Genomic DNA, 18,888 nt, shown 5'->3' with positions numbered 1-18,888 from the left:
CTTCTCCCCTCCCCCGAGGGTAAAGAACAAGACTTGGCGCCCCAATTCAGCAAAACGTTCCGCTTGCCGGACCGCCCACTCCACCACAGCACCGGGTTCCGGATCGCGAACCAGTGACAGCAGCGCATACCCCCGGTCCGTCACAAAGGATTCGTCAGGGCTGCTTGCCCCGGGCAGTATGCGCAGCTTCCGAAGCCGCCCTTCCTGCTCTGTGATGCGGCGATGAATCCGTCCCAGCACCTCCTCAAACCGTTCCTTCTCCAGCTGGACCTTGGCGATATAATCAATCGCTCCCAGCCGGATCGCTTCCTGGATGTATTCAAAATCCTGATGCAGGGTCAGCACCGCGATGTAAACCTCCGGATGCCGTTCACGCACCAAGCGCATCAGCTCCATGCCGGACATGACCGGCATTTCCAGATCCGTCAGCAGCAGATCGACTTCATGATTGTCCAGAAATTCCAGCCCTTTTGCTCCGTTGTTCGCCTCCCCGATCACCTCCATCTCGAAATCCTGCCAGGGCATCACCGAAATGAGCCCCTTCCGGACCAGTTTATCGTCATCGACCACGAGCACTTTAATCATGGTCCGCACCTCCTTCATTAGGTAAGCTAAGCTTGATCGTCGTCCCTTCTCCGAGCCTGCTCGATACACCGAGCTTGGCCCTTTCGCCGTAATGCATCCCGATGATCCGGTTGACGTAGCTCATCCCGATGCCCATGCCGGCACTCCGGTTACCACCCTCCGCGGACAGCAGCGCCTCGATTTTGTCCTCGGGAATGCCCGCGCCGTTATCCCGGATGGAGATCTCGATTTGATCCGACTGCCGTACATCCACCTGGATGTAGCCGTCGTCGTCCAATCCGTGATAGAGGGCGTTCTCGACGAGCGGCTGCAAGATAAACCGGGGAATGGGCACATCCAGCACCTCCTGATCAACGTGGATATGGACGTCGAACTGGAAATCGTAGCGGATCTGCTGCAAAATCAGGTACTGCTTTACCGCATCGATCTCCTCCTGAATGGTGGACGTCTGGCCGAGCTTTCCCAGATTGTAATGCAGCAGTTTGTTCAAGGAAGAGACAAGCCTGTCGATTTCCTCCTGCCCATTCATGACCGCGATCCAGCGGACGGTATCCAGGCTGTTCATCAGAAAATGCGGGTTGATCTGATACAGCAGCTTCTCCACCTCAAGATCGGCCCGCCGTTTTTCCTTGGCCTCGACTTCCCGGAACAACTCCCAAATTTGATGCTTCATTTGCTGAAACCGCCGCACCAGCAGGTCGAATTCCGGAATATGGGTGCGGGCAGCCGGACTGCCGACGCGGCTGTCGGCCATTTGTTCGATTTCCCGGTGAAAGCCGCGAAGCGGGCGGTAGACCATTTTCCACAACAGCCAACCCAGCAGCAGGCTCATGCCGAGAAACAGCAGCGAAAACAGGCCGATCTGCACGAACCAGCGGTTCATTTCGCGGTTATAGTCCGCCTTGGACGTTAACGAGACGATGCTCCAGCCTTGATTGCTTGTTTCCTTAAACCAGTAGTAGCCTTGTTCCGTGCCCGACGACTTGGCCTGGTCGAAATGCGGAAACTTCGTTCCGATCTGAAACGAATCCGGGGCGTCGCTGTAGGCGATCCGCCCGTCGTTATCCACAAACACATGGGAAGCCGCCCCGCCGACGGCATCATTATTCAATATGTTCTGCGTCAGCTTAAAGCCGGTCTCCATGTAAATGTACACGCCGTCCTGGTTAGGCAGGTCCACTTTACGCATGGCCGAAAGCACGTATTGGTTGTCAAAACGGCTGTTGCTCACATGCGGTCCGTAGTACGAAATTTGGCTGTACTGGGCCAGCAGAGGGAGCTTCTCGGGAGCGAAGCTGTCCTTGACGCCTGTATTCTCCAGTTCATAGTGACGATCGTCCATAAAATAATACATGGCCAGTCCGATACTGGGGTTGGTGAACGTAATCAGGCCAAGCTCCTCCTTCAAATCGCTGAGCGTTTTCGCCCGTGCGAACGGCTCCTCCGCCGACAGCATTTCACTCAGCTTGTTTCCGACGCTTCCGCCTACGGCGAACTGCTGCGACACATGGTTGAGGTTGTTGATGGAGTTCTCCAGGGAGAGTTCGACCTGCTTGAGGTTGCTCTGGATGCCGTTTTGGATTTTGTTGGTGAGGATGGAGTAAATGGTGAAATACGAGATGAGCACGATGCTGACAAACGGAATCAATGAGCTGAACAGAAAAATGATCATAATCCTTCGTTTCAAGGTCAAATAATGATAGATACGCGCCTTCCACCTTGTTTTCACGGCATTCATCATGGCAGTCCCTCTTTTCTCATGCTTGGCTTGGTCCCTCCTTCAGGTCTTGGAAAATGAAATGGGAGAAGATCAGATGTAGGTTAACACAGGCGAGGCCAGGCACGCATTAACGATTTATCGCGTTAGCCCAGGAAAATGCTCTGCATGCGGAAGCTGCGTAGATAACGACAAAAAAAGCCCGGCAGAAACGGCGATCGTTCATTCGCTGTTCCGCTGGGCTTTTACGGGTGTCTTTTTTCAAGCTCAATCAGGCGGTGCTTAATAAATCTTCTTCATCAGTTCCATCACTTCATCCAGGGTAAGGCCGAAGGATTTGTAGTATGCAGTATCGTTAACCATCTGCTTCAAAATCATTTCGTCGCGTATACGCAGCTTGTCTTCGGATGAGAAATCGGCGACAAAGCACCCTTTTCCCGTGACCGTGTTGATCAAACCGCATCGCTCGAGTTCTTCCCAGGCTTTCTTTACGGTGATGACGCTAACGCGCAGCTCCTGGGCCGCTTGTCGGATCGGCGGTAAACTATAGCCGCTTTCCAGTTCCCCTTTCAAAATTTGGGCGCTGATTTGTTCGAAAAGCTGCTGGTAGATCGGTTTTTCGGAGTTGTTCGAAATCGCAATGTTCATTGGATCTCCACTTTGTGGAAACGTTTAACCGCAATCCGGTAAGCAATCATGGTGAGTCCGATGAAAATAACGATTCCGGCAATCATCAAGGATGCTTGAAGGGCCACATTGTGGACGCCGCTGCCATTAAACATGTCGGATACATAGGAATTCTGGATTCCGATCCATTGCGCGAGTCCGGCAAAAACCATCGCTCCGAAAATGCCCGCCAGCGCCGCCCCGCCAAATTTATACGCCGTCTTGTAATACATGGGGATAAAGAACACGTTGAAGACCGCATACATCACAAAGCACAGTCCCCAAAAACCCGGATACGGTCCGAAGAAATCGTTGGGTATTTCCCCATAGAGACGAATATTGATGATACCAAAAATGATGGCCATCAGCATATGGAGCATTTCCAGAATGACAATGACAAGCACCCTGGCCTTGACCATGTCTGTTTTGGTGACAGGCATCATCGAAGTAAACATCAAATCGTTTTGTGACCGGAACTGGCCAAATGTATTAGGGACAGTGATCCAGCAAAAATACAGCAGCACGATAAAATACAACCAGCCTGGTATGAGCATCAACGCGCCCAAAACGACAGGCACCAAAAAAAACAACGGATTGATCCCCAATTTTAAATCCTTCATTACCAAGTTATACATACATATCCTCCTTTTTGGCGAAATAAATCATAATCTCCTCAAGAGTGGGCCGGGCCGCTTTCACATCTAAGGAAGGATCGAAGTCTTTGGCATGGATCAATCCCGTAAAGCCGAACGAATTCGTTTTGTAGGAAATCAGCTGCGCCTTTACCGGGTCCAGTTGACTCACGCTACCGTTCAGTAAAAGGTAGGATTCAATAAACTCTTCTTTCACGGCACTGTTGATGATTTTTCCGTTATGGATATAGGTAATGTAATCCGCGCACTTTTCCAAATCCGATGTAATATGCGTTGAGAACAGGATGCTGATTTCACCCTCTGCGACGAGCGATTGAAAAAGATCGAGCAGATCGTCCCGGGCGATCGGATCCAGCCCGCTTGTCGGTTCATCGAGAATCAGAAGCTTTGCGCCATGGGATAAGGCAAGAGCCAAACTGTACTTTACTCTCATCCCTGTTGACAACTCGACGATTTTTTTGTTTTCATCCAATTTGAATCTTCTTAAATAATACGAATAAATTTCATCATCCCAGTTGGTATAGAACTTTTTGACCACTTCCGTCAAGGCTTTTATTTTGCTCCGCGTATAAAAGTCGATGCCGCCAAACGCATATCCGATGTCCTGCTTCAATTCGATTTCGTGTTCGGCAATGTTCTTGCCGAAAATCCGCACTTCACCACTGTCGATATGAATCAGATTCAAAATCGATTTGATCGTCGTCGTCTTTCCCGCCCCATTGGCGCCGATAAATCCCATAATATAACCTTTTTCCAGCTGAAACGTCACGTCATTCAACTGGAAATTCGGATAGGTTTTGCTTAAGTTTCGAATGTCTAATGCCAGCATACCGTTCCTCCTCGATAAATTGTGTATATCGTGTATGCACAATATATCATCACAGCATTGCTCAAGTCAATGGATGGAAAGCGGAATGTTAAAAGTTTTTATCCAAAAGGCATGAATTTAAAACCGCCCGGCGTTCTCCAGAGGTTGTATCGCATACAAAAAAAAGAAAAGCATCGCCGCGTCGGCGCTGCTTTTCTTTGGGTCTAAAGGGTTAATATTGGCCGCTCCTTGTTCTGGACTGGTGAGAGGAAGGATACGGCGGAATGGCCGGAGTTGCTTTATTTGGACGGTAAAAACTCGGTGGTAAATACGTTGGCGATCGGCTCCGCTTCCTTCAAAACGCCGACTTCGACGAGCTGCTTCTGCACCTCTTCCCACCGCTCCTTCGTCATGGTACCGACGCCCTGCTCCGCCCCGTCACCGCCGAATACGAGATCCATCTCCTTTTCGGCGCTGTACTTCATCATATCCAGATCCATATCCGGGTTTTGCTCGTGGATGGCTGGATTGACTTCCTCGGCGTGGTTCTTGTAGTAATCCCACCCTTTTACCGTTGCTTCAACGAACGCTTTGACTTTGTCCGGATGCTCCTTGATCATCTTCTCGGTCGTAAAATAGACGTTGGCGTAAAGGTTATACCCGGAATCCGCGATCAGCAGCGTGCCGGCGTCAACTCCCTGTTTTTCCAAAGTATAAGGCTCGGATGTGATGTATCCCTGCGTCAAAGCGTTAGGGTCGTTCACAAAATTGACCAACGATCCCGTATACTTCAGCTCCTTGACCTGATCCAGCTTATATTTGCTTTTCATGTACAGCCAGAAACTCGCCGTCGGAGCGACGTAAACCGCATGTCCGTTCAGGCCGGAGAAGTCCTTGATTCCCGCTTCCTTGTGATAAATCAGCACCTGCGGGCTCTTCTGAAACGAGGCGGCGATGGCTACGATCGGAATGCCCTCCTGCCTTGCGACCAGAATATCGTCGCCGTTCGCGATGCCGAAGTCGGCTTTGCCGGAAGCTACGATCTGTGTGGAGGATACTTGCGGACCCCCGGGCGTCAGCGTCATGTCCAGCCCCGCGTCCTTATAAAAGCCTTGCTGGACGGCCGCGAAGTTGCCGCCGTGTTCCGGTTCGGCGAACCAGTTGAGAACCAAGGTGGATTTCTCCAGCTTCGGCTCTGCGGAAGCCGTCCCCGTCTTTTCCCCGGAGGATGCTGTTTCCGGAGCTGCCGTTTTCCCCGAACAGGCGGCCAGCATTCCCGTCATCAATACGGCGCATAAGGACAATGCCATCATCTTCTTAACACTGCGTTTGTTCGCTGTCATTTTCGTTGCCATGTTACCCATCCCCCTTAGGACTTGACTTTCTATGCCTATCATAGGAGATACGTCAAATTAGCGTCAACAAATATGCCGTCGTTTTGTAATCACGAACAAAAAATCGAATTAAATGTGTAACGGACGCCTATCCCCTAACATAACCACCTTTAATTTGTGAATTATTCTTACATGAACCTAACTAAATTGTATCTGTCTTCACCCGCCCGGGCCCGTAAATTCCAAAATTCCATTGGCACAATCAAACAAAGCCGTTTGCGCTTTTTGACACCCTTAGTCGAAAGGCAAACGGATGGATGGCGCCTGAACCTAACCCACTCGCGCTTCTTCATACGCGTCTAATGCCGCCCGCACCGCTTCACCTGCTGGTAGCTTTACGCCGTTCCGGAGCAGTACCGCCTCCAGCGCACCCAGCAGGTGCAGGATATTTGTCTGCCTGCAGCTGTATCCCATGGTGCCGATCCGCCAAATCTGACCCGCGAGCGGTCCAAAGGAGCTGGCAATTTCGATGCCGAATTGGTGCAGCAGCATCGCACGTACCATCTCCCCGTCTACGCCCTCCGGAATTTGCACGCAGGTCACCATCGGCAGCTTGGACAGCGGGTCGCCGTACATGGACAGTCCCATCGAGGTCAGCCCGGCCATCAACGCGGATTCGTGCAGGCGGTGCCGCTTGAAACGCGCCTCCAGTCCCTCGGCCAGCACCAGGCGAAGCCCTTCATGAAGCGCATACAGCATGGAAGTCATCTCCGTATGATGGTTCAGCCGCTTGGGACTCCAGTAATCCTGCAGCTGGGCCAAATCCAGATAATTGCTCTGGATGGGACTAGGCCCAGGCGGAGCCTCCTGTAGCGGGAGGGAAGCGGCATTGCTGCGCAGTCCCCGCTCAATGCGTTTGCGGGCAACAATTTTCCGCTCTGCGCGGTCGTTATACGTTATCGGCGCCATGCCTGACGGAACGGACAGGCACTTTTGCGTGCCGCCGATGACCGCGTCGAGCTGCCAGGCGTCCGTATCGACCGCCGTGCCGCCAATGGTTGCTACGGCGTCGACGATCAGCAGCGCGCCGTGGCGACGACAGGCTTCGCCGATCCCGGCCAGCGGCTGCATCCGGCCCGTGGAAGTCTCCCCGTGCACCATGGCGACGACATCCGGCTGCTCGCGGCCGATGGCTTCGATCAATTCGGCAGGGTCGAACACAGTCCCCCACGGCTTCTCCTGTGTAATAACCCTGCCGCCGCACCGCTCGGCGATTTCGTGCAGCAGGTGGCCGAAACGCCCGTAGATCGGAATGAGCACCCGGTCCCCCGGCTCGATCAGGCTTGCCATCACGGCCTCAATCCCGGACCTCGACGTACCGTCTACGGGATACGCCCACCGGTTGTCCGTACGAAACAATTCGCGAAGCATTCCCATCGTTTCATTCATCAGCTCCGTAAATGCCGGATCGAATTGACCAAGAATCGGATAAGACATGGCCCGCAGCACTCTCGGGTCGGCTTCTACCGGTCCCGGCGTCATAATGATGCGCGAAATCGGCACAAATTCATTCCAGCTTCCCCCGGATACCCTATTCATCATCCATCCACTCCTGTCGTATAGGCAAGCTCATGCAGGCAGGCTGCTAAAACTGCCGCTCCTTCCGCAAGGTGAGCCGGCTCCGTGTATTCCTCCTTGGCATGGCTGATCCCGCCCCGGCTCGGAACGAATAACATGGCCGCGCGGCTGACGGCGGCCATCATTTGCGCGTCGTGTCCCGCGCCGCTGACCATGCGCAGGTACGGCAGACCCGCCTCCATGCACAGCCGCTCGATCCGTCCCGCCAGTGTACCGTCCATCGGGACAGGCTCTGTCTTCAGCCAGCAGTCGGTCTTTACCTGCAGCTTTCTTGCTGCGGCTATCTCTTGGAACGTTTCAAGAGCGGACTCGCCGAACTCGTTCAGCATCCAACTCTCGGTATGACGGATATCCAAGGAGAAGCGTACCTCACCGGGAATGACGTTCGGAGTATTGGGCCAGGCTTCGATCCGCCCGACGGTCGCTACCACTCCGTTACCGGCCCGCTTCGCCATTTCCTCCACCCGGACGATCATGTCGGCCGCTCCGGCCAGCGCATCGGCACGATAGGACATCGGCGTCGTTCCCGCATGGTTGCTGTTTCCCGTCACCGCGATTCCGTACCGGCGCTGTCCGACGATCGATTCGACCACGCCGATTCGCCGTCCGGCTGCCTCCAGCACGACGCCCTGTTCGATGTGCAGCTCAACGTAATCGCCGATGTCCCTCCGGCGGCAGTCGGGTTGGCTCCCGTGTCCGAAGCCAGCTGCTTTCATGGCCTCATCCAGCGATATACCCTCCGCGTCGTAAATGCCGGTTCCATCGCCGATCCGGTAGCGGCCGCCAATACTGCCCGAGCCCCAATACGTTAAGGGGAATCGGCTGCCTTCTTCCTCGCAGAAGGAGACCACTTCGAGCGTACGGACAGGCATCCCGAACCGCCGCTTCAAATAGGACAGCGCGGCGATACCGGCGGCGATGCCTCCGGCTCCGTCATAGTCTCCACCGGCGCGGACGGTATCCACGTGGGAGCCAGTCAGAACCACGGGTAGATCGGGACGGGTGCCCGGCAGCCGGCCGTAGAGGTTCCCGACCCGGTCATAACGCACCTCCAGCCCCGCATCTGCCATGCGGTCGGCCAGCAGCCGCTGCGCCTCCTGCCAGGACGGCGAATACAGCAGCCGGGTGACGCCGCCCCCGGGTTCGCGCCCGATTCGGCCCAGATCTTCCAGCAGACGCATCATATCGGCAAAAGCACCAGATTCAGCGGCAATATTCATGGCGCCACAACCTCCCCGCTGCGGCCGGCAGTGTGCGGCTTGAGCGGTGTCAGCCGCCGGCCGGCACCCGGACTCACGATTCCTCCCTCCGACGTATAGACCAGGCGGCCCCGGCAGTACGTCGCAGCTACGGAGCAGCTGAAAACCCTGCCGATATATGGGCTGTGCCGGTGGCGCTGCAGCAGATCCTCTCTGTGCAAGACGTGCGGAGACGATGGCTGAATCAGCACCAAATCGGCATCCATTCCCACCTGAATTTTGCCTTTGCGGCGGCCAAGGCCAAATCTTTCGGCCGGACGTTCCGACAACAGCTTCGAGAGCTGCGGAAGCGGAATCCCCCGCTTGATCCAACCTTCCTCCAGCATTAGCAGCAGGGTGCTCTGGGCACCCGCGATGCCGCCCCATACTTCAAAGAAGCCGCCGCCTTCGGTCACGGCCTTCATCGCTTCCGGGCAGGGTGAGTGGTCGGAGGCAATGAAATCAATCGCACCCGCCTTAAGACGTTCCCACATGCCTTCTATTAAAAAGGCCGAACGGAGCGGCGGCGCACATTTGGCCGCCGGTCCGATGCGGATCATATCCTCCTCGCTCAAAGTCAGATAATGCGGGCAGGTCTCCAACGTTACGTTAAGGCCGCGCTGTTTGGCATCCTGAATCAGATCGACCGCTTCAGGGCTGCTGATGTGAACGAAATGCAGGGGGCATTCCGTCTCTTCCGCAAGGGCAAGTGCGGAGGCTACCGCCTCGAGTTCGGCTTCGACCGGGCGGGTCAACGCATAAGCTGCCGCATCGGTCCGCCCTGCGGCAAGGGCCTCGGCGGTCAGGCGTGACGTCATTTCGTCGCTTTCAGCATGCAGTGCAAGGAGGCCACCGAGACCGGCAATGCGCCGCATCCCTTCCCTCAGTTCGTCCGCCCCTACCTCACGGAATCGTCCCTCCCCTTCCCCGCCGGGATTTGACATGAACGCCTTGAATGCGATGACGCCAGCATCGGCCAGCGCTCGCAGCTGGTCCATTCGCCCCGGCACCAGTCCGCCCCACAAGGCATAATCCACCGCCGACCGGCCTTGCGCCAATCGTTCTTTGTGCCGCAGCGCATCCAGCGTAACCGTCGGCGGGTTTCCGTTCAGCGGCATATCCGCGTACGCCGTGCAGCCACCGGCCGCGAGCGCGGCAGAGCCCGTCTCAAACCCCTCCCAATGTCCAAAGTTTGGCTCATTGAGATGGACATGCATATCCACCACGCCGGCCATAACGATCTGGCCGTCCGCTTCTACAATTTTCGAAGCGGACATCCCCGAGATGCGGTCTTTGATTTCGGTGATCTTTCCATCGCGGATGGCGATATCCATCTTTGCGACTTCGTCCTCAAGCACGACGTTTCCGCCGCGTATGATCCATTCTTCGTGCGCATCCATGCTTCGCCCACCCCTTTTCTATCAGCTTCCGCGGTACGTGCTGTACCCTCCCGGCGCCAGCAGCAGCGGGATATGGTAATTTTCATCGCCGTTAGACACCCTGAACCGGATCGGAACAAGATCCAGAAACGAAATCTCGTCGGCCGCCGCCTGTTGACGCAAATAATCGCCAACCCAAAACGTCAGCTCATATTCGCCCCCGGGTACCAAATCGCCGTCCCACAGCGGCTTCGAAAGACGCCCATCAGCTCCCGTTATACCGGTTGCCAGCAGCCGTCCCCCTACCGCTTCCAGCAGCCGGAGTTCTACCTTAAGGCCGCTTGCAGGCACCGCGCGGGACGTATCGAGCACATGTGTCGAAATCCGCCCGCTCATCCGGAACTGACGGTGCCTTCAGCCGGCTCCGGTGCGGCAATTAGATCTTCCCGGGTCATCGAAAAGCCCTGAAAGCCGAATGGCGGGCGCGGTTCGGTAAAGACCCCGGATGACAAGCCGTCCGCAGGTTCCACGACCGTCTCCCATGTCCGGTTGCTCGTTTCAAACCGGACTTCGGCCAGCTGCGGAAACCGGATCAGAATCCGCTGCCCGATCAACCAGATCAAATGCTGGATCGACGGGGTCGCGAATTCATAAAAGACGTTCTGGGCAATGTCGCGTATCTGCTGGACGGGCACATGCTTGCCTGCCTCCGGATGGATCGCATCCTGCGGGTCGTCATATCTCCAGCGGATATCGAGAAATATAAAGAGCGGCCGGTCATAGGCATCAGGCAGCGTCGTGTATTCATCGCGTATAAAGCCATAGAATGAACTGCCGCTGACTTTGATCAGCTGCAGGTCCGACAAGCCGCTCCACGCCTCGTCGAGATCATACCCCTCGGCGCCGCGCGCCAGCTTCATCTCCGCGGCGGCATGATCGTTATAGGAACGCCTGTACACGAGACGGTTATCCAGAAACCCTCCCGGGCCCGGCACCGGCAGAGGAAGAAAGGGAATCCGGTTGGCTGACAGCCGCACGGTGTCGATATGGCCGTAAGTCTCCATAAACCGTACGGCCAAAAAATGCAGCAGCGCTTCCGTCGTCCCTCCTTCAAAGGTTGCAGCTTGGCGCAAAATAAAATTTTTCATGGAATCGGTGGCCACCAGCTGCGCGTTGTCCCCGTCGGTGAACGAAGTCAGCAGAGCGTCACCGCTGACCGCAAAACGGATGTTATGGGCAAACAAAATATTATCCTCCCCGACAAAGGGAGATTCCGGTATTGGGGCCGCTTCCAACGGCTCTGCGTAAGTCCTGTAAACAAGGACGTCTCCTTTTCCGTAATAAAGCGTGCGTCCGGAGTTTATTTTTAGCATGATTAGGTCATCCTTTCTGTTCGTGGCTGCGATCCGTGACGATCCGCCCCAGCCTGATTCGCGTAATTCGGGCAATCTCGTGCAGCGCTTGCGTCCATTCGCGCTCCGGATCATGATCCATTCTTTGCCGCATCGCTTGCGCGATGTCGTCTTTGGTGCATCCGGTTACGGCCATAATGAAAGGAAAACCGAATTTGCTTACATACTGCGCATTCATGGATGCAAAGGCTTCGTATTCCTCCCCGGTCAGCTGATCCAAACCCGCGCCCCGCTGCTCTTGAGCCGAAATTGCTGTGACTTGCATGCGCGTGGCAAGGTCGGGGTGCGCCTTAAGCAACGCCAGCACCTGAGAGTCAGACGCTGCGTACACCTGCTCCATCATCCGCTCATGCAGCTCCGCAGCCGATGCGAACGGCCGCAGCTCCCATACCTGCTCCGCCACCCAAGGCGAATGCTCGAAGACGCCGCCCAGGTGCCGGACGAACGTTTCGGCCGTCCCTTCGTTCAGTTCGTTGATCGTGATCATATGCGCGCATCCACCTTCCCTCCGGGGCCGAGCCTTTCCCGGATGATCCGTTCCGATGCTCTCCGGACCGACCTTAGAATCGCCGCGTATCCCGTACAACGGCACAGATTGCCGGACAGTGCTTCCTCTACCTGTTCCTGCTCCGGATCGGGATGTTCATCAAGCAGCGCAATGACGGTCATGATCATTCCCGGCGTGCAGTAACCGCATTGAAAGCCCCCTTCCTCCAAAAAGGCCTGCTGCACGGGATGGAGTCCATCCCGTCCGATGCCTTCGATCGTCGTAATGGACCGGCCCTCCGCTTGATACGCAGAGACCAGGCAGCTATTGACCGGCACGCCGTCCATTTGCACCATGCAGGCGCCGCACCGACCGATGTCGCATGACCGTTTCGTCCCGGTCATGCCCAAATCGTCACGGAGAATGTCGAGGAGCCGTCTGGACGGCGATATGTTCAACGACACCCGCCCGCCATTGATCTCGCAGGTCCACGGCTTCAGCCGGATACGATCCTTTTCGGATTTCATACCGTCTCCCCCTTTCTCCCAAGGAAGGATGCATCTTGCAGCAAAGCCGGATTCGCAGGGAGTTTCTCCAGCCAAATTCCCGTCGCCTGCCGGACAGCCGCTGCGATGGCCGGCGCAAGCCCGACAGAGCCGATCTCGCCGATTCCTCTCGGCCCGTGCTCGTCGCCTTCCGGCAGATCCTCGATCGGCAGCACTTCGACGGGACCAGTTAAGTCGGCTGCGGTCGGAATGAGATAGGTGTCGAGGTTTCCGGTTTTGTATATCCCCTCCTCCATGACGGCATCCTCGCTCAGCGTAAAGCCTAGCGCCATCCCACTCCCTCCTTCGATTTGGCCGAGATAGCCCTGCGGGTTCATGACCGGGCCTGCGGCCACGGCATGGAACTGGTCCAGCAGTCGAATGCGCCCGGTCAACCGGTTCACCTCGATCCTGACACAAACCGCGGCATACGAATATAAATAGTGAGCTCCGATCCGCGTGGTAGGGGACACAGGGTATGCAAAGCTCGTTTCGGCACGGATGGGATCCTTCCCGGCGGCGGCCAGTTCCTGGTACGTCATCACCTGCTTCTGCGTGTAAATGTCGTAAATACCTCCATTACCGATCCGGAGACATTCCGCCGACACACTCGCAGCTTCGGCAGCGGCGGCAAGCAGCCGTTCTGTAAACGGCTTCTGCATACGCTTCAGTGCTTGCCACATCATGCTGGTCACGCGGGACGCAGTGCTGGAGCCGCTGTCCGGCACCGCATCGGTATCCCCGATGACGATCCTGAGATCGAAAGCGTCCAGACCGTACATCTCGACCAGCATTTGCTCCAGCGTCGCGAGCAGCCCCTGTCCGCATTCTTCGAAACCGAACGCGACTTCCACCTTCCCGTCTTGCGCGAGTAGAAGCCGGCCGCCCGACGGGTCGGGAATGCCATAACCAAGGCCTGCACCATGCATGACGAAAGCAGCTCCGACGCCGGTCTGAATCCAGGGCGGCCGGTTCCCGCTTTCCGTGAGATGTTCCCGTTCCTGCCACAACCGTGATTCCTTCAAGGCATTCCATACTTTGAGTGCCCCGCCAGTCACCGAAATCGGCTGACCGAAGGGTCCGGTCCCGTCCGGCGGAAGCAGGTTGATGCGGCGGAATTCCCATGGGTCCATCCCGAGCGCCTCGGCGAGACGGTCCATCTGGCCCTCCAAAGCAAAAAGCGCCTGATTGCCGCCAAATCCCCGAAACTCGCCGGACATGCCGTTGTTTGTGAACACCGAGATGCTTACGGCATCGACGGCGCCGAAGGCATAAGAACCAACGGCATGCTCCGTCGCAAAGTTCAGCACCTCCGCACCCAGCGTGGCGTAAGGGCCCGTATCGGCCAGAACCCTGACCTGATGGGCAAGGATACGTCCCGATGCGTCCGCGCCAGTTTTCATGCGGATGGTCATCGGATGGCGCTTCAGGCCGGCCCGTACCGATTCCATGCGGGATTGGTGAATCTTCACCGGTTTGCCCGTCACCCTGGCGAGAAGCGCCCCGTACGGCTGGACGTTTAATTCGTCCTTCCCGCCGAAGGAGCCCCCGATCGGGCTGGACACGACTCGGATCGACTCCGGCGGGACCGCCAAAATCCGCGCCAGCTGCAGCCGGTCCATCAGGCCGTGCTGTGTAGGAGAGTAGACGGTAAGTCTCCCATCTTCTCCCGGAACGAACAGCCCGCCTTCCGTTTCCATATAGGTGTGCATCTGGCGCGGCGTCCGGTAGGTCGCCTCCACGATATGAGCACACATCCCGAACGCCTCGTCGGCATCGCCACGGCGGTACTCGCTCCGGTGAAGCAGGTTGCCTTCCTGATGAAGCTGCGGCGCACCTTCGGCCAAAGCTTCATCAGGCTCGGTAAGCACCTGGAGCGGCTCGTAATCCACCTCGATCAGCTGAAGGGCGTATTCAGCGACTTCCGGCGTAGCCGCTGCGACGGCCGCCACGGCATCGCCCGTATACCGGACACGGTCCTCGCAGAAGACCGGCTGATCGGCGCGAGCGATGCCGAAACGGTTCAGCCCGGGCACATCCTTCCAGGTCAGGACCGCCTCCACGCCGGGCAGCGCCAACGCCCGTTCCGTCCGCACGGACCGGATGGCCGCATGCGGATAAGCCGCACGCAGCACCCGGCCGTATAGCATATCCGGCGCGCTCATGTCGGTCAAATACTTGAGCTGCCCCGTCACTTTATCCGGGCCGTCCGGACGCACCCTCCAGCGCGTTCCGCTGCTGGATCGGTTCAGCATAGCGTCTCCCCTCCTTCGGATGCAGTCTGTTGAAGCAGCTGCCACAAATCTACGGTGATCAGCGATGCTGCCGTCTTGCGGCGGTAGGATTCTCCGGCGAATATATCGCCAGCCGGTCTGTACTCTTCCATGACCCGTTCATAAACGTCCGTAAGCCGGCTCAGGTCTGCCTTGCTCCCTTCCAGCCATTCTTCAAGAGCGCCAAGGCGGGCTGGCTTTGCTTTCCCACCGCCTGTCGCGATCTTCACCTGCCGGAAACAGCCGGCGGCATCGATTTCCGCAGACACTGCCGTCGTAACGAGCGACGGGGAGAAGGCTTCGCGTCTCCCTACTTTGTGGTAGACCGCGGTCCGAAGCAGCGAAGGCAAGCCGTTATCGCCGCCCGATGCCTGTTGGATCCCGGTCACATCCGCCCTTGCAGGAAGCCTGATCGTCAGCAGGATCCGGTCAGGGTCCAAGGCATCGGCGGCACGAAGCTCCAGCCATTCCGTCAAAGGCAGCGGCGCCACGGGGCCGTGTTCATCCTGCCATTCCAACTCTGCGTCATAGAGGAGCAGCGCCGGCAGTACGTCCCCCACGCCAGAGCATACGTTACCTCCAAGCGTCGCCACGTTTCGTACGGACGACGCTGCCGTGCTGCGGATGGCTTCACCCACCAATGGGTAAAGGCTGGCTAGGCTCGGATGTCTCCGGCATGTCCCGAGGGTCACCTGGGAACCGATGCATAATCCTCCGGCCTGCATGAACACCTCCCGTAAGCCGGTCACACGCTGTAGGTCGATCCAATGCGGGGAAATACTCCGTGTTCCGGCCTCCCATTCCGAACGGAGGAGTGTGCCGCCAGCGACATAGTCCGCTTGCTGACCAAAACGGCGTTTCAGCCAATAGGCTTCCCGGGCATCTGCCGGATGCCATACAGTCGGTGCACTCATCACCGGGTTGAAGGCAGCATCCATGGCCATCTCTCCTTTGCAGTGTCTTGAATGCATCCTGGTGTTTAAATGGAATCGATTGGTTGGTTTTTCACACTATACGCCGCCACCTTGTTTGTGTAAATAAACTTAACTTCGATTTAGGAGTCATGCACAATCACGTTCGTTCGCGTTGTGCCCGATGCCAAAATTGGGCATGACCCATCAGATTTATGTCATCATTTCTTACACATGGGGAGATGCTGGTTCGTCTGAAGCGTCCATATTCGTTTTGCCTCCGCCCACTCTTCCAGCGTGTCGATATCCAGTACAAGCAAAGGATCGGCAGGGGCCAAGCGGAGCCCTTGAAACCGCGAAGAATCCAGAAGGCGCTTCGCCCCCTGATCCCCTTTCAGTCCGGCAGCCGCCTCAAACATCGTCGCCGACAGCACCGCAGGCGGCATCGCCTCCCTTCCCGCCTCGCTCATCACATAATCCAGCCCGGGAGCTGATCGCCACGCGTCGATCAGCTGCATCAGCCAAGCCGGCGACACATACGGCTGGTCGGCCAACGCCACAAGCACAGCATCGGCACCTGCATCGGAAGCAGCACGGATGCCGCACTGCAGCGAGAGCGCCATGCCTTGATCCGCTTCCAGGCAGACAGCGACGGCAATGCTAGGGCCGTCCGCTTGGTCTGCAAGGAGACCGGCGTCCAGCCATACCAGCGGATCTTCGGGATGAACGACTACGATCAACCCGCTCAGGCCGCTGTCCCGAAGCGCCGCCAAGCCGCTGCCGGCCAGATGCATACCTGGTGCAAGCTCCAAGGACTGCTTGCGGCAGCCCATTCTCCGGCTGCTTCCCGCCGCAAGGTATACGCCCATGATGCTCATGCATGCCGCCTTTCCCGAACAGCCGCCTCAGCGCCGCTCTTCCACTTCACCAGCCGGGCCGCGATGCTGACGGCGATTTCGGCGGCGCCTTCCGCGCCAATTGGAAGACCTGCAGGGGCATCCACGAAGTCCGGGATCGGCAGCTCACCAAAGAGCAGCCCGATCCTCCGAGCGGAGCCGATGACGCCGACGTACTCCGGCTGCAGCGGGAGAAGGCGCTGCAGCATCTCTCGGTCGCGGCGCAAATGATGGCTGGCAAGGACGACGTAATCGCGGATGCCGATGCGCAGCTCCTCAACGATCCTGCCGGCATCGCCAACAACCGTTTGGGCCAGCGGGAACCGCTCCCTGCTGCACCAATCCTCGCGCCAATCCGCCACCGCTGTCGCAAATCCGATGGAGCGCGCCATCGCCTCCAGCGCCGCCGCTTCCTCCCCGGCGCCGAAAATGATAAGCCGGCGGCTCGGAGCCAGCCGGGTCGCATAGAAGAACACTCCCCGACCTGCAACCGATTCCTGTATGGGGCCATCTTCCTCCAGCCGGTAATCCATCTTTTGATCCGGGCGGAGTTCCCGAATGAGCCGGACAGCCGTCCCCTGTAGGACGATTTTGGCCGCTTCCAGAAGCAACGCTAGAAGGCGGCCTTCGATCGGCTCCAGCAAAATGACCATCTCACCTCCGCAGCCCATGTCCTCTCCCCAGATCGGGTCGACGCCAGGCTCGGTATTATAGCTCACCCATTCGAACCGGCCGCGCTCGAGAATCCAGGGAACCCTTGCAGCGAGATCCGCTTCCAGACAGCCGGGGCTGATGCTGCCGATGCGGTGTCCATCCGCGGCCATCAGCATCATGGCTCCGGACTTGCGGTAAGCATGGCCGCGCACCGATACCAGGCTCGCAAGCACGGCCGTCCCCTCTTCATTCTGCACGTACCGGAGAATGCTTTCCGTCTCCATCCGAACTCCTCCTTACATGCATTTTCCTAAAAATACAGCGATCCTCTTCCTTGAAGAAGGATTACAATCTATGGAGCAGCTTTTGCAAGGCCCGGTTCGCTCCGGCGAGTACCCGCGGCTTATCCAGGGTCAGCACCTGCCTTCCTTCCATCACAACTTGACCGTCGATCATCACCATTTCAACATCCCCGCGGGTGGCGGCGTAGACGACCCGTGAGAACCAATCCGCGTCAAAGGAAGGATAGACGTGATAATCTTCCAGGTCCAGCAAAATCAGGTCTGCAAGTTTCCCCGTCTCAATGCTTCCGATCTTCCGTTCCATGCCAAGCACTTCTGCTCCGCCAATCGTGGCCATTCGCAGCACGGTCCTCGCGTTCATGACCGTCGGACCGTGACCCACCTTCTGCATGTATGCGGATAATCTCATTTCCTGAAACATGTCAAGGTTGTTGTTGCACGGGGCTCCGTCCGCGCCAAGGCCGACCGGGATACCGCTTCGCATCAATTCCGGCACTTCTGCAATCCCGGATGCCAGCTTCAGGTTGGATCCCGGACAGTGGGTGACTTTGACGCCGCGCTCGCGGATAATCCGCTTTTCCTCGTCATCGAGCCAAATGCTGTGCGCGAGCACAAGATTCGGTCGGGCAAGGCCGATATGCTCCAGATAAATCACGTTCCGCATCCCCCGTTCGGCCTCGACCATGGCGATCTCGCCCCGGTTTTCCGACGCGTGCGTGTGCACCAGAACACCGTAATGCTCTGCCAAATCCCGGACTTCGGTCAGCAGGCGCTCCGTGCAGGAGACGACAAAACGCGGGCAGAACGCATAACGGATCCGCCCCCCGGCAGCCCCGTCCCACTCTTGCAGCAAATCGACGCTTTCCCGGAGGGAACGATCCGTATCCTCCTGCAGCGCCAGGGGTACCTCATCGCCGTGATCCATCATCACTTTGCCGGAAAACGCCCGAATGCCGCTTTCCTCGATCGCCTGAAAAGCCATAGAGGTATGGTGCACGGTCTCCATATCGAGAATGGTCGTCGTCCCGCTGCGGATCAGTTCGCCGAGGCCAAGCAGAGCCGAATAGTACACCGACTCCTCGTCATGTGCGGCTTCGAGCGGCCAAATTTTTTGTTTTAGCCAATCAATCAGCTCCAGGTCGTCGGCCCGTCCGCGAAAGAGCGTCTGGCATAAATGGATGTGCGTTTGCACAAAGCCGGGCAGCAATACTTTGCCCCCGGCTTCAATCACCCGGTCGGCTTCGCTCGGCGCGCCGGGTCCAATATGAGTAATGCGGTTGTCCTCAATCCGAACATCGCCATGGATAATTTCGTCGGCCGGATTCATTGTCATGATGATGGCATTGCGTATGATCGTCGTTGTCAAAGGCGCTTCCCCCTTCTTGTACGG

At 57.3% G+C, this 18,888-nt stretch carries 18 protein-coding genes; all 18 read right to left on the bottom strand.

All coding sequences use genetic code 11. The features are described 5' to 3' along the window. On the bottom strand, positions 1-585 hold a 585-nt coding region (locus IAE55_RS28340; protein WP_200634499.1), incomplete at its 3' end, for a response regulator. Next, on the bottom strand, positions 578-2,326 hold the full coding sequence (locus IAE55_RS28335) for a sensor histidine kinase (protein WP_234489933.1): 1,749 nt from the start codon (positions 2,324-2,326) through the stop codon (positions 578-580). The genes IAE55_RS28340 and IAE55_RS28335, both read right to left, overlap by 8 nt. Before the next feature lie 258 nt (positions 2,327-2,584). Continuing rightward, on the bottom strand, positions 2,585-2,950 hold the full coding sequence (locus tag IAE55_RS28330) for a GntR family transcriptional regulator (RefSeq protein WP_200634498.1): 366 nt from the start codon (positions 2,948-2,950) through the stop codon (positions 2,585-2,587). Then, the gene (locus IAE55_RS28325; protein WP_200634497.1) at positions 2,947-3,603 is read right to left on the bottom strand and encodes an ABC-2 transporter permease; all 657 of its coding nucleotides are present in this window, start codon (positions 3,601-3,603) and stop codon (positions 2,947-2,949) included. Before IAE55_RS28325 ends, IAE55_RS28330 begins: the two co-directional genes overlap by 4 nt. Next, positions 3,596-4,450, bottom strand: a complete 855-nt coding sequence (locus tag IAE55_RS28320) for an ABC transporter ATP-binding protein (protein ID WP_145158918.1) — start codon at positions 4,448-4,450, stop codon at positions 3,596-3,598. The genes IAE55_RS28325 and IAE55_RS28320 overlap by 8 nt, the downstream gene beginning before the upstream one ends. A 278-nt stretch (positions 4,451-4,728) precedes the next feature. Beyond that, positions 4,729-5,784, bottom strand: coding sequence for an ABC transporter substrate-binding protein (locus tag IAE55_RS28315; protein ID WP_200634496.1), 1,056 nt, complete (start codon positions 5,782-5,784; stop codon positions 4,729-4,731). 309 nt (positions 5,785-6,093) lie between these two features. After that, complete coding sequence (locus tag IAE55_RS28310) at positions 6,094-7,365, bottom strand: pyridoxal-phosphate-dependent aminotransferase family protein (protein WP_325168694.1); 1,272 nt, start codon at positions 7,363-7,365, stop codon at positions 6,094-6,096. Then, positions 7,362-8,621 (bottom strand): Zn-dependent hydrolase, encoded by a 1,260-nt coding sequence (locus IAE55_RS28305; RefSeq protein ID WP_200634495.1) that lies wholly within the window; start codon positions 8,619-8,621, stop codon positions 7,362-7,364. Before IAE55_RS28305 ends, IAE55_RS28310 begins: the two co-directional genes overlap by 4 nt. After that, the gene (gene allB, locus IAE55_RS28300) at positions 8,618-10,039 is read right to left on the bottom strand and encodes an allantoinase AllB (RefSeq protein WP_200634494.1); all 1,422 of its coding nucleotides are present in this window, start codon (positions 10,037-10,039) and stop codon (positions 8,618-8,620) included. Before allB ends, IAE55_RS28305 begins: the two co-directional genes overlap by 4 nt. 21 nt (positions 10,040-10,060) lie before the next feature. Beyond that, complete coding sequence (gene uraH, locus IAE55_RS28295; RefSeq protein WP_200634493.1) at positions 10,061-10,414, bottom strand: hydroxyisourate hydrolase; 354 nt, start codon at positions 10,412-10,414, stop codon at positions 10,061-10,063. Further along, positions 10,411-11,391 (bottom strand): factor-independent urate hydroxylase, encoded by a 981-nt coding sequence (gene pucL, locus IAE55_RS28290; RefSeq protein WP_200634492.1) that lies wholly within the window; start codon positions 11,389-11,391, stop codon positions 10,411-10,413. The genes uraH and pucL overlap by 4 nt, the downstream gene beginning before the upstream one ends. A 7-nt stretch (positions 11,392-11,398) precedes the next feature. Beyond that, the gene (gene uraD / locus IAE55_RS28285) at positions 11,399-11,917 is read right to left on the bottom strand and encodes a 2-oxo-4-hydroxy-4-carboxy-5-ureidoimidazoline decarboxylase (RefSeq protein ID WP_200634491.1); all 519 of its coding nucleotides are present in this window, start codon (positions 11,915-11,917) and stop codon (positions 11,399-11,401) included. Continuing rightward, on the bottom strand, positions 11,914-12,444 hold the full coding sequence (locus tag IAE55_RS28280) for a (2Fe-2S)-binding protein (RefSeq protein ID WP_200634490.1): 531 nt from the start codon (positions 12,442-12,444) through the stop codon (positions 11,914-11,916). Before IAE55_RS28280 ends, uraD begins: the two co-directional genes overlap by 4 nt. Further along, on the bottom strand, positions 12,441-14,717 hold the full coding sequence (gene pucD / locus IAE55_RS28275; RefSeq protein WP_200634489.1) for a xanthine dehydrogenase subunit D: 2,277 nt from the start codon (positions 14,715-14,717) through the stop codon (positions 12,441-12,443). The genes IAE55_RS28280 and pucD overlap by 4 nt, the downstream gene beginning before the upstream one ends. Then, complete coding sequence (locus IAE55_RS28270) at positions 14,711-15,673, bottom strand: FAD binding domain-containing protein (protein ID WP_200634488.1); 963 nt, start codon at positions 15,671-15,673, stop codon at positions 14,711-14,713. Before IAE55_RS28270 ends, pucD begins: the two co-directional genes overlap by 7 nt. Before the next feature lie 194 nt (positions 15,674-15,867). Continuing rightward, on the bottom strand, positions 15,868-16,524 hold the full coding sequence (locus IAE55_RS28265; protein WP_200634487.1) for a nucleotidyltransferase family protein: 657 nt from the start codon (positions 16,522-16,524) through the stop codon (positions 15,868-15,870). Continuing rightward, on the bottom strand, positions 16,521-17,480 hold the full coding sequence (locus IAE55_RS28260) for an XdhC family protein (RefSeq protein WP_200634486.1): 960 nt from the start codon (positions 17,478-17,480) through the stop codon (positions 16,521-16,523). Before IAE55_RS28260 ends, IAE55_RS28265 begins: the two co-directional genes overlap by 4 nt. 61 nt (positions 17,481-17,541) lie before the next feature. Beyond that, complete coding sequence (locus IAE55_RS28255) at positions 17,542-18,864, bottom strand: 5'-deoxyadenosine deaminase (protein WP_200634485.1); 1,323 nt, start codon at positions 18,862-18,864, stop codon at positions 17,542-17,544. Positions 18,865-18,888 lie beyond the last annotated feature (24 nt).

This window comes from Paenibacillus sp. S28, from assembly GCF_016624415.1.
In the GTDB taxonomy this organism is placed as follows: Bacteria; Bacillota; Bacilli; order Paenibacillales; family Paenibacillaceae; genus Paenibacillus_AQ; species Paenibacillus_AQ favisporus.
The sequence above is the reverse complement of the archived record's forward strand: the minus strand, read 5'-3'. Positions and strand labels throughout refer to the sequence as shown.

Excerpts from the sequence above, each read along its gene's own strand:
- IAE55_RS28335 (WP_234489933.1), bottom strand. The coding sequence starts at position 2,326 with ATGATGAATGCCGTGAAAACAAGGTGGAAGGCGCGTATCTATCATTAT.
- IAE55_RS28330 (WP_200634498.1), bottom strand. The coding sequence starts at position 2,950 with ATGAACATTGCGATTTCGAACAACTCCGAAAAACCGATCTACCAGCAG.
- IAE55_RS28325 (WP_200634497.1), bottom strand. The coding sequence starts at position 3,603 with ATGTATAACTTGGTAATGAAGGATTTAAAATTGGGGATCAATCCGTTG.
- IAE55_RS28320 (WP_145158918.1), bottom strand. The coding sequence starts at position 4,450 with ATGCTGGCATTAGACATTCGAAACTTAAGCAAAACCTATCCGAATTTC.
- IAE55_RS28315 (WP_200634496.1), bottom strand. The coding sequence starts at position 5,784 with ATGGCAACGAAAATGACAGCGAACAAACGCAGTGTTAAGAAGATGATG.
- IAE55_RS28310 (WP_325168694.1), bottom strand. The coding sequence starts at position 7,365 with ATGATGAATAGGGTATCCGGGGGAAGCTGGAATGAATTTGTGCCGATT.
- IAE55_RS28305 (WP_200634495.1), bottom strand. The coding sequence starts at position 8,621 with ATGAATATTGCCGCTGAATCTGGTGCTTTTGCCGATATGATGCGTCTG.
- allB (WP_200634494.1), bottom strand. The coding sequence starts at position 10,039 with ATGGATGCGCACGAAGAATGGATCATACGCGGCGGAAACGTCGTGCTT.
- uraH (WP_200634493.1), bottom strand. The coding sequence starts at position 10,414 with ATGAGCGGGCGGATTTCGACACATGTGCTCGATACGTCCCGCGCGGTG.
- pucL (WP_200634492.1), bottom strand. The coding sequence starts at position 11,391 with ATGCTAAAAATAAACTCCGGACGCACGCTTTATTACGGAAAAGGAGAC.
- uraD (WP_200634491.1), bottom strand. The coding sequence starts at position 11,917 with ATGATCACGATCAACGAACTGAACGAAGGGACGGCCGAAACGTTCGTC.
- IAE55_RS28280 (WP_200634490.1), bottom strand. The coding sequence starts at position 12,444 with ATGAAATCCGAAAAGGATCGTATCCGGCTGAAGCCGTGGACCTGCGAG.
- pucD (WP_200634489.1), bottom strand. The coding sequence starts at position 14,717 with ATGCTGAACCGATCCAGCAGCGGAACGCGCTGGAGGGTGCGTCCGGAC.
- IAE55_RS28270 (WP_200634488.1), bottom strand. The coding sequence starts at position 15,673 with ATGGATGCTGCCTTCAACCCGGTGATGAGTGCACCGACTGTATGGCAT.
- IAE55_RS28265 (WP_200634487.1), bottom strand. The coding sequence starts at position 16,524 with ATGAGCATCATGGGCGTATACCTTGCGGCGGGAAGCAGCCGGAGAATG.
- IAE55_RS28260 (WP_200634486.1), bottom strand. The coding sequence starts at position 17,480 with ATGGAGACGGAAAGCATTCTCCGGTACGTGCAGAATGAAGAGGGGACG.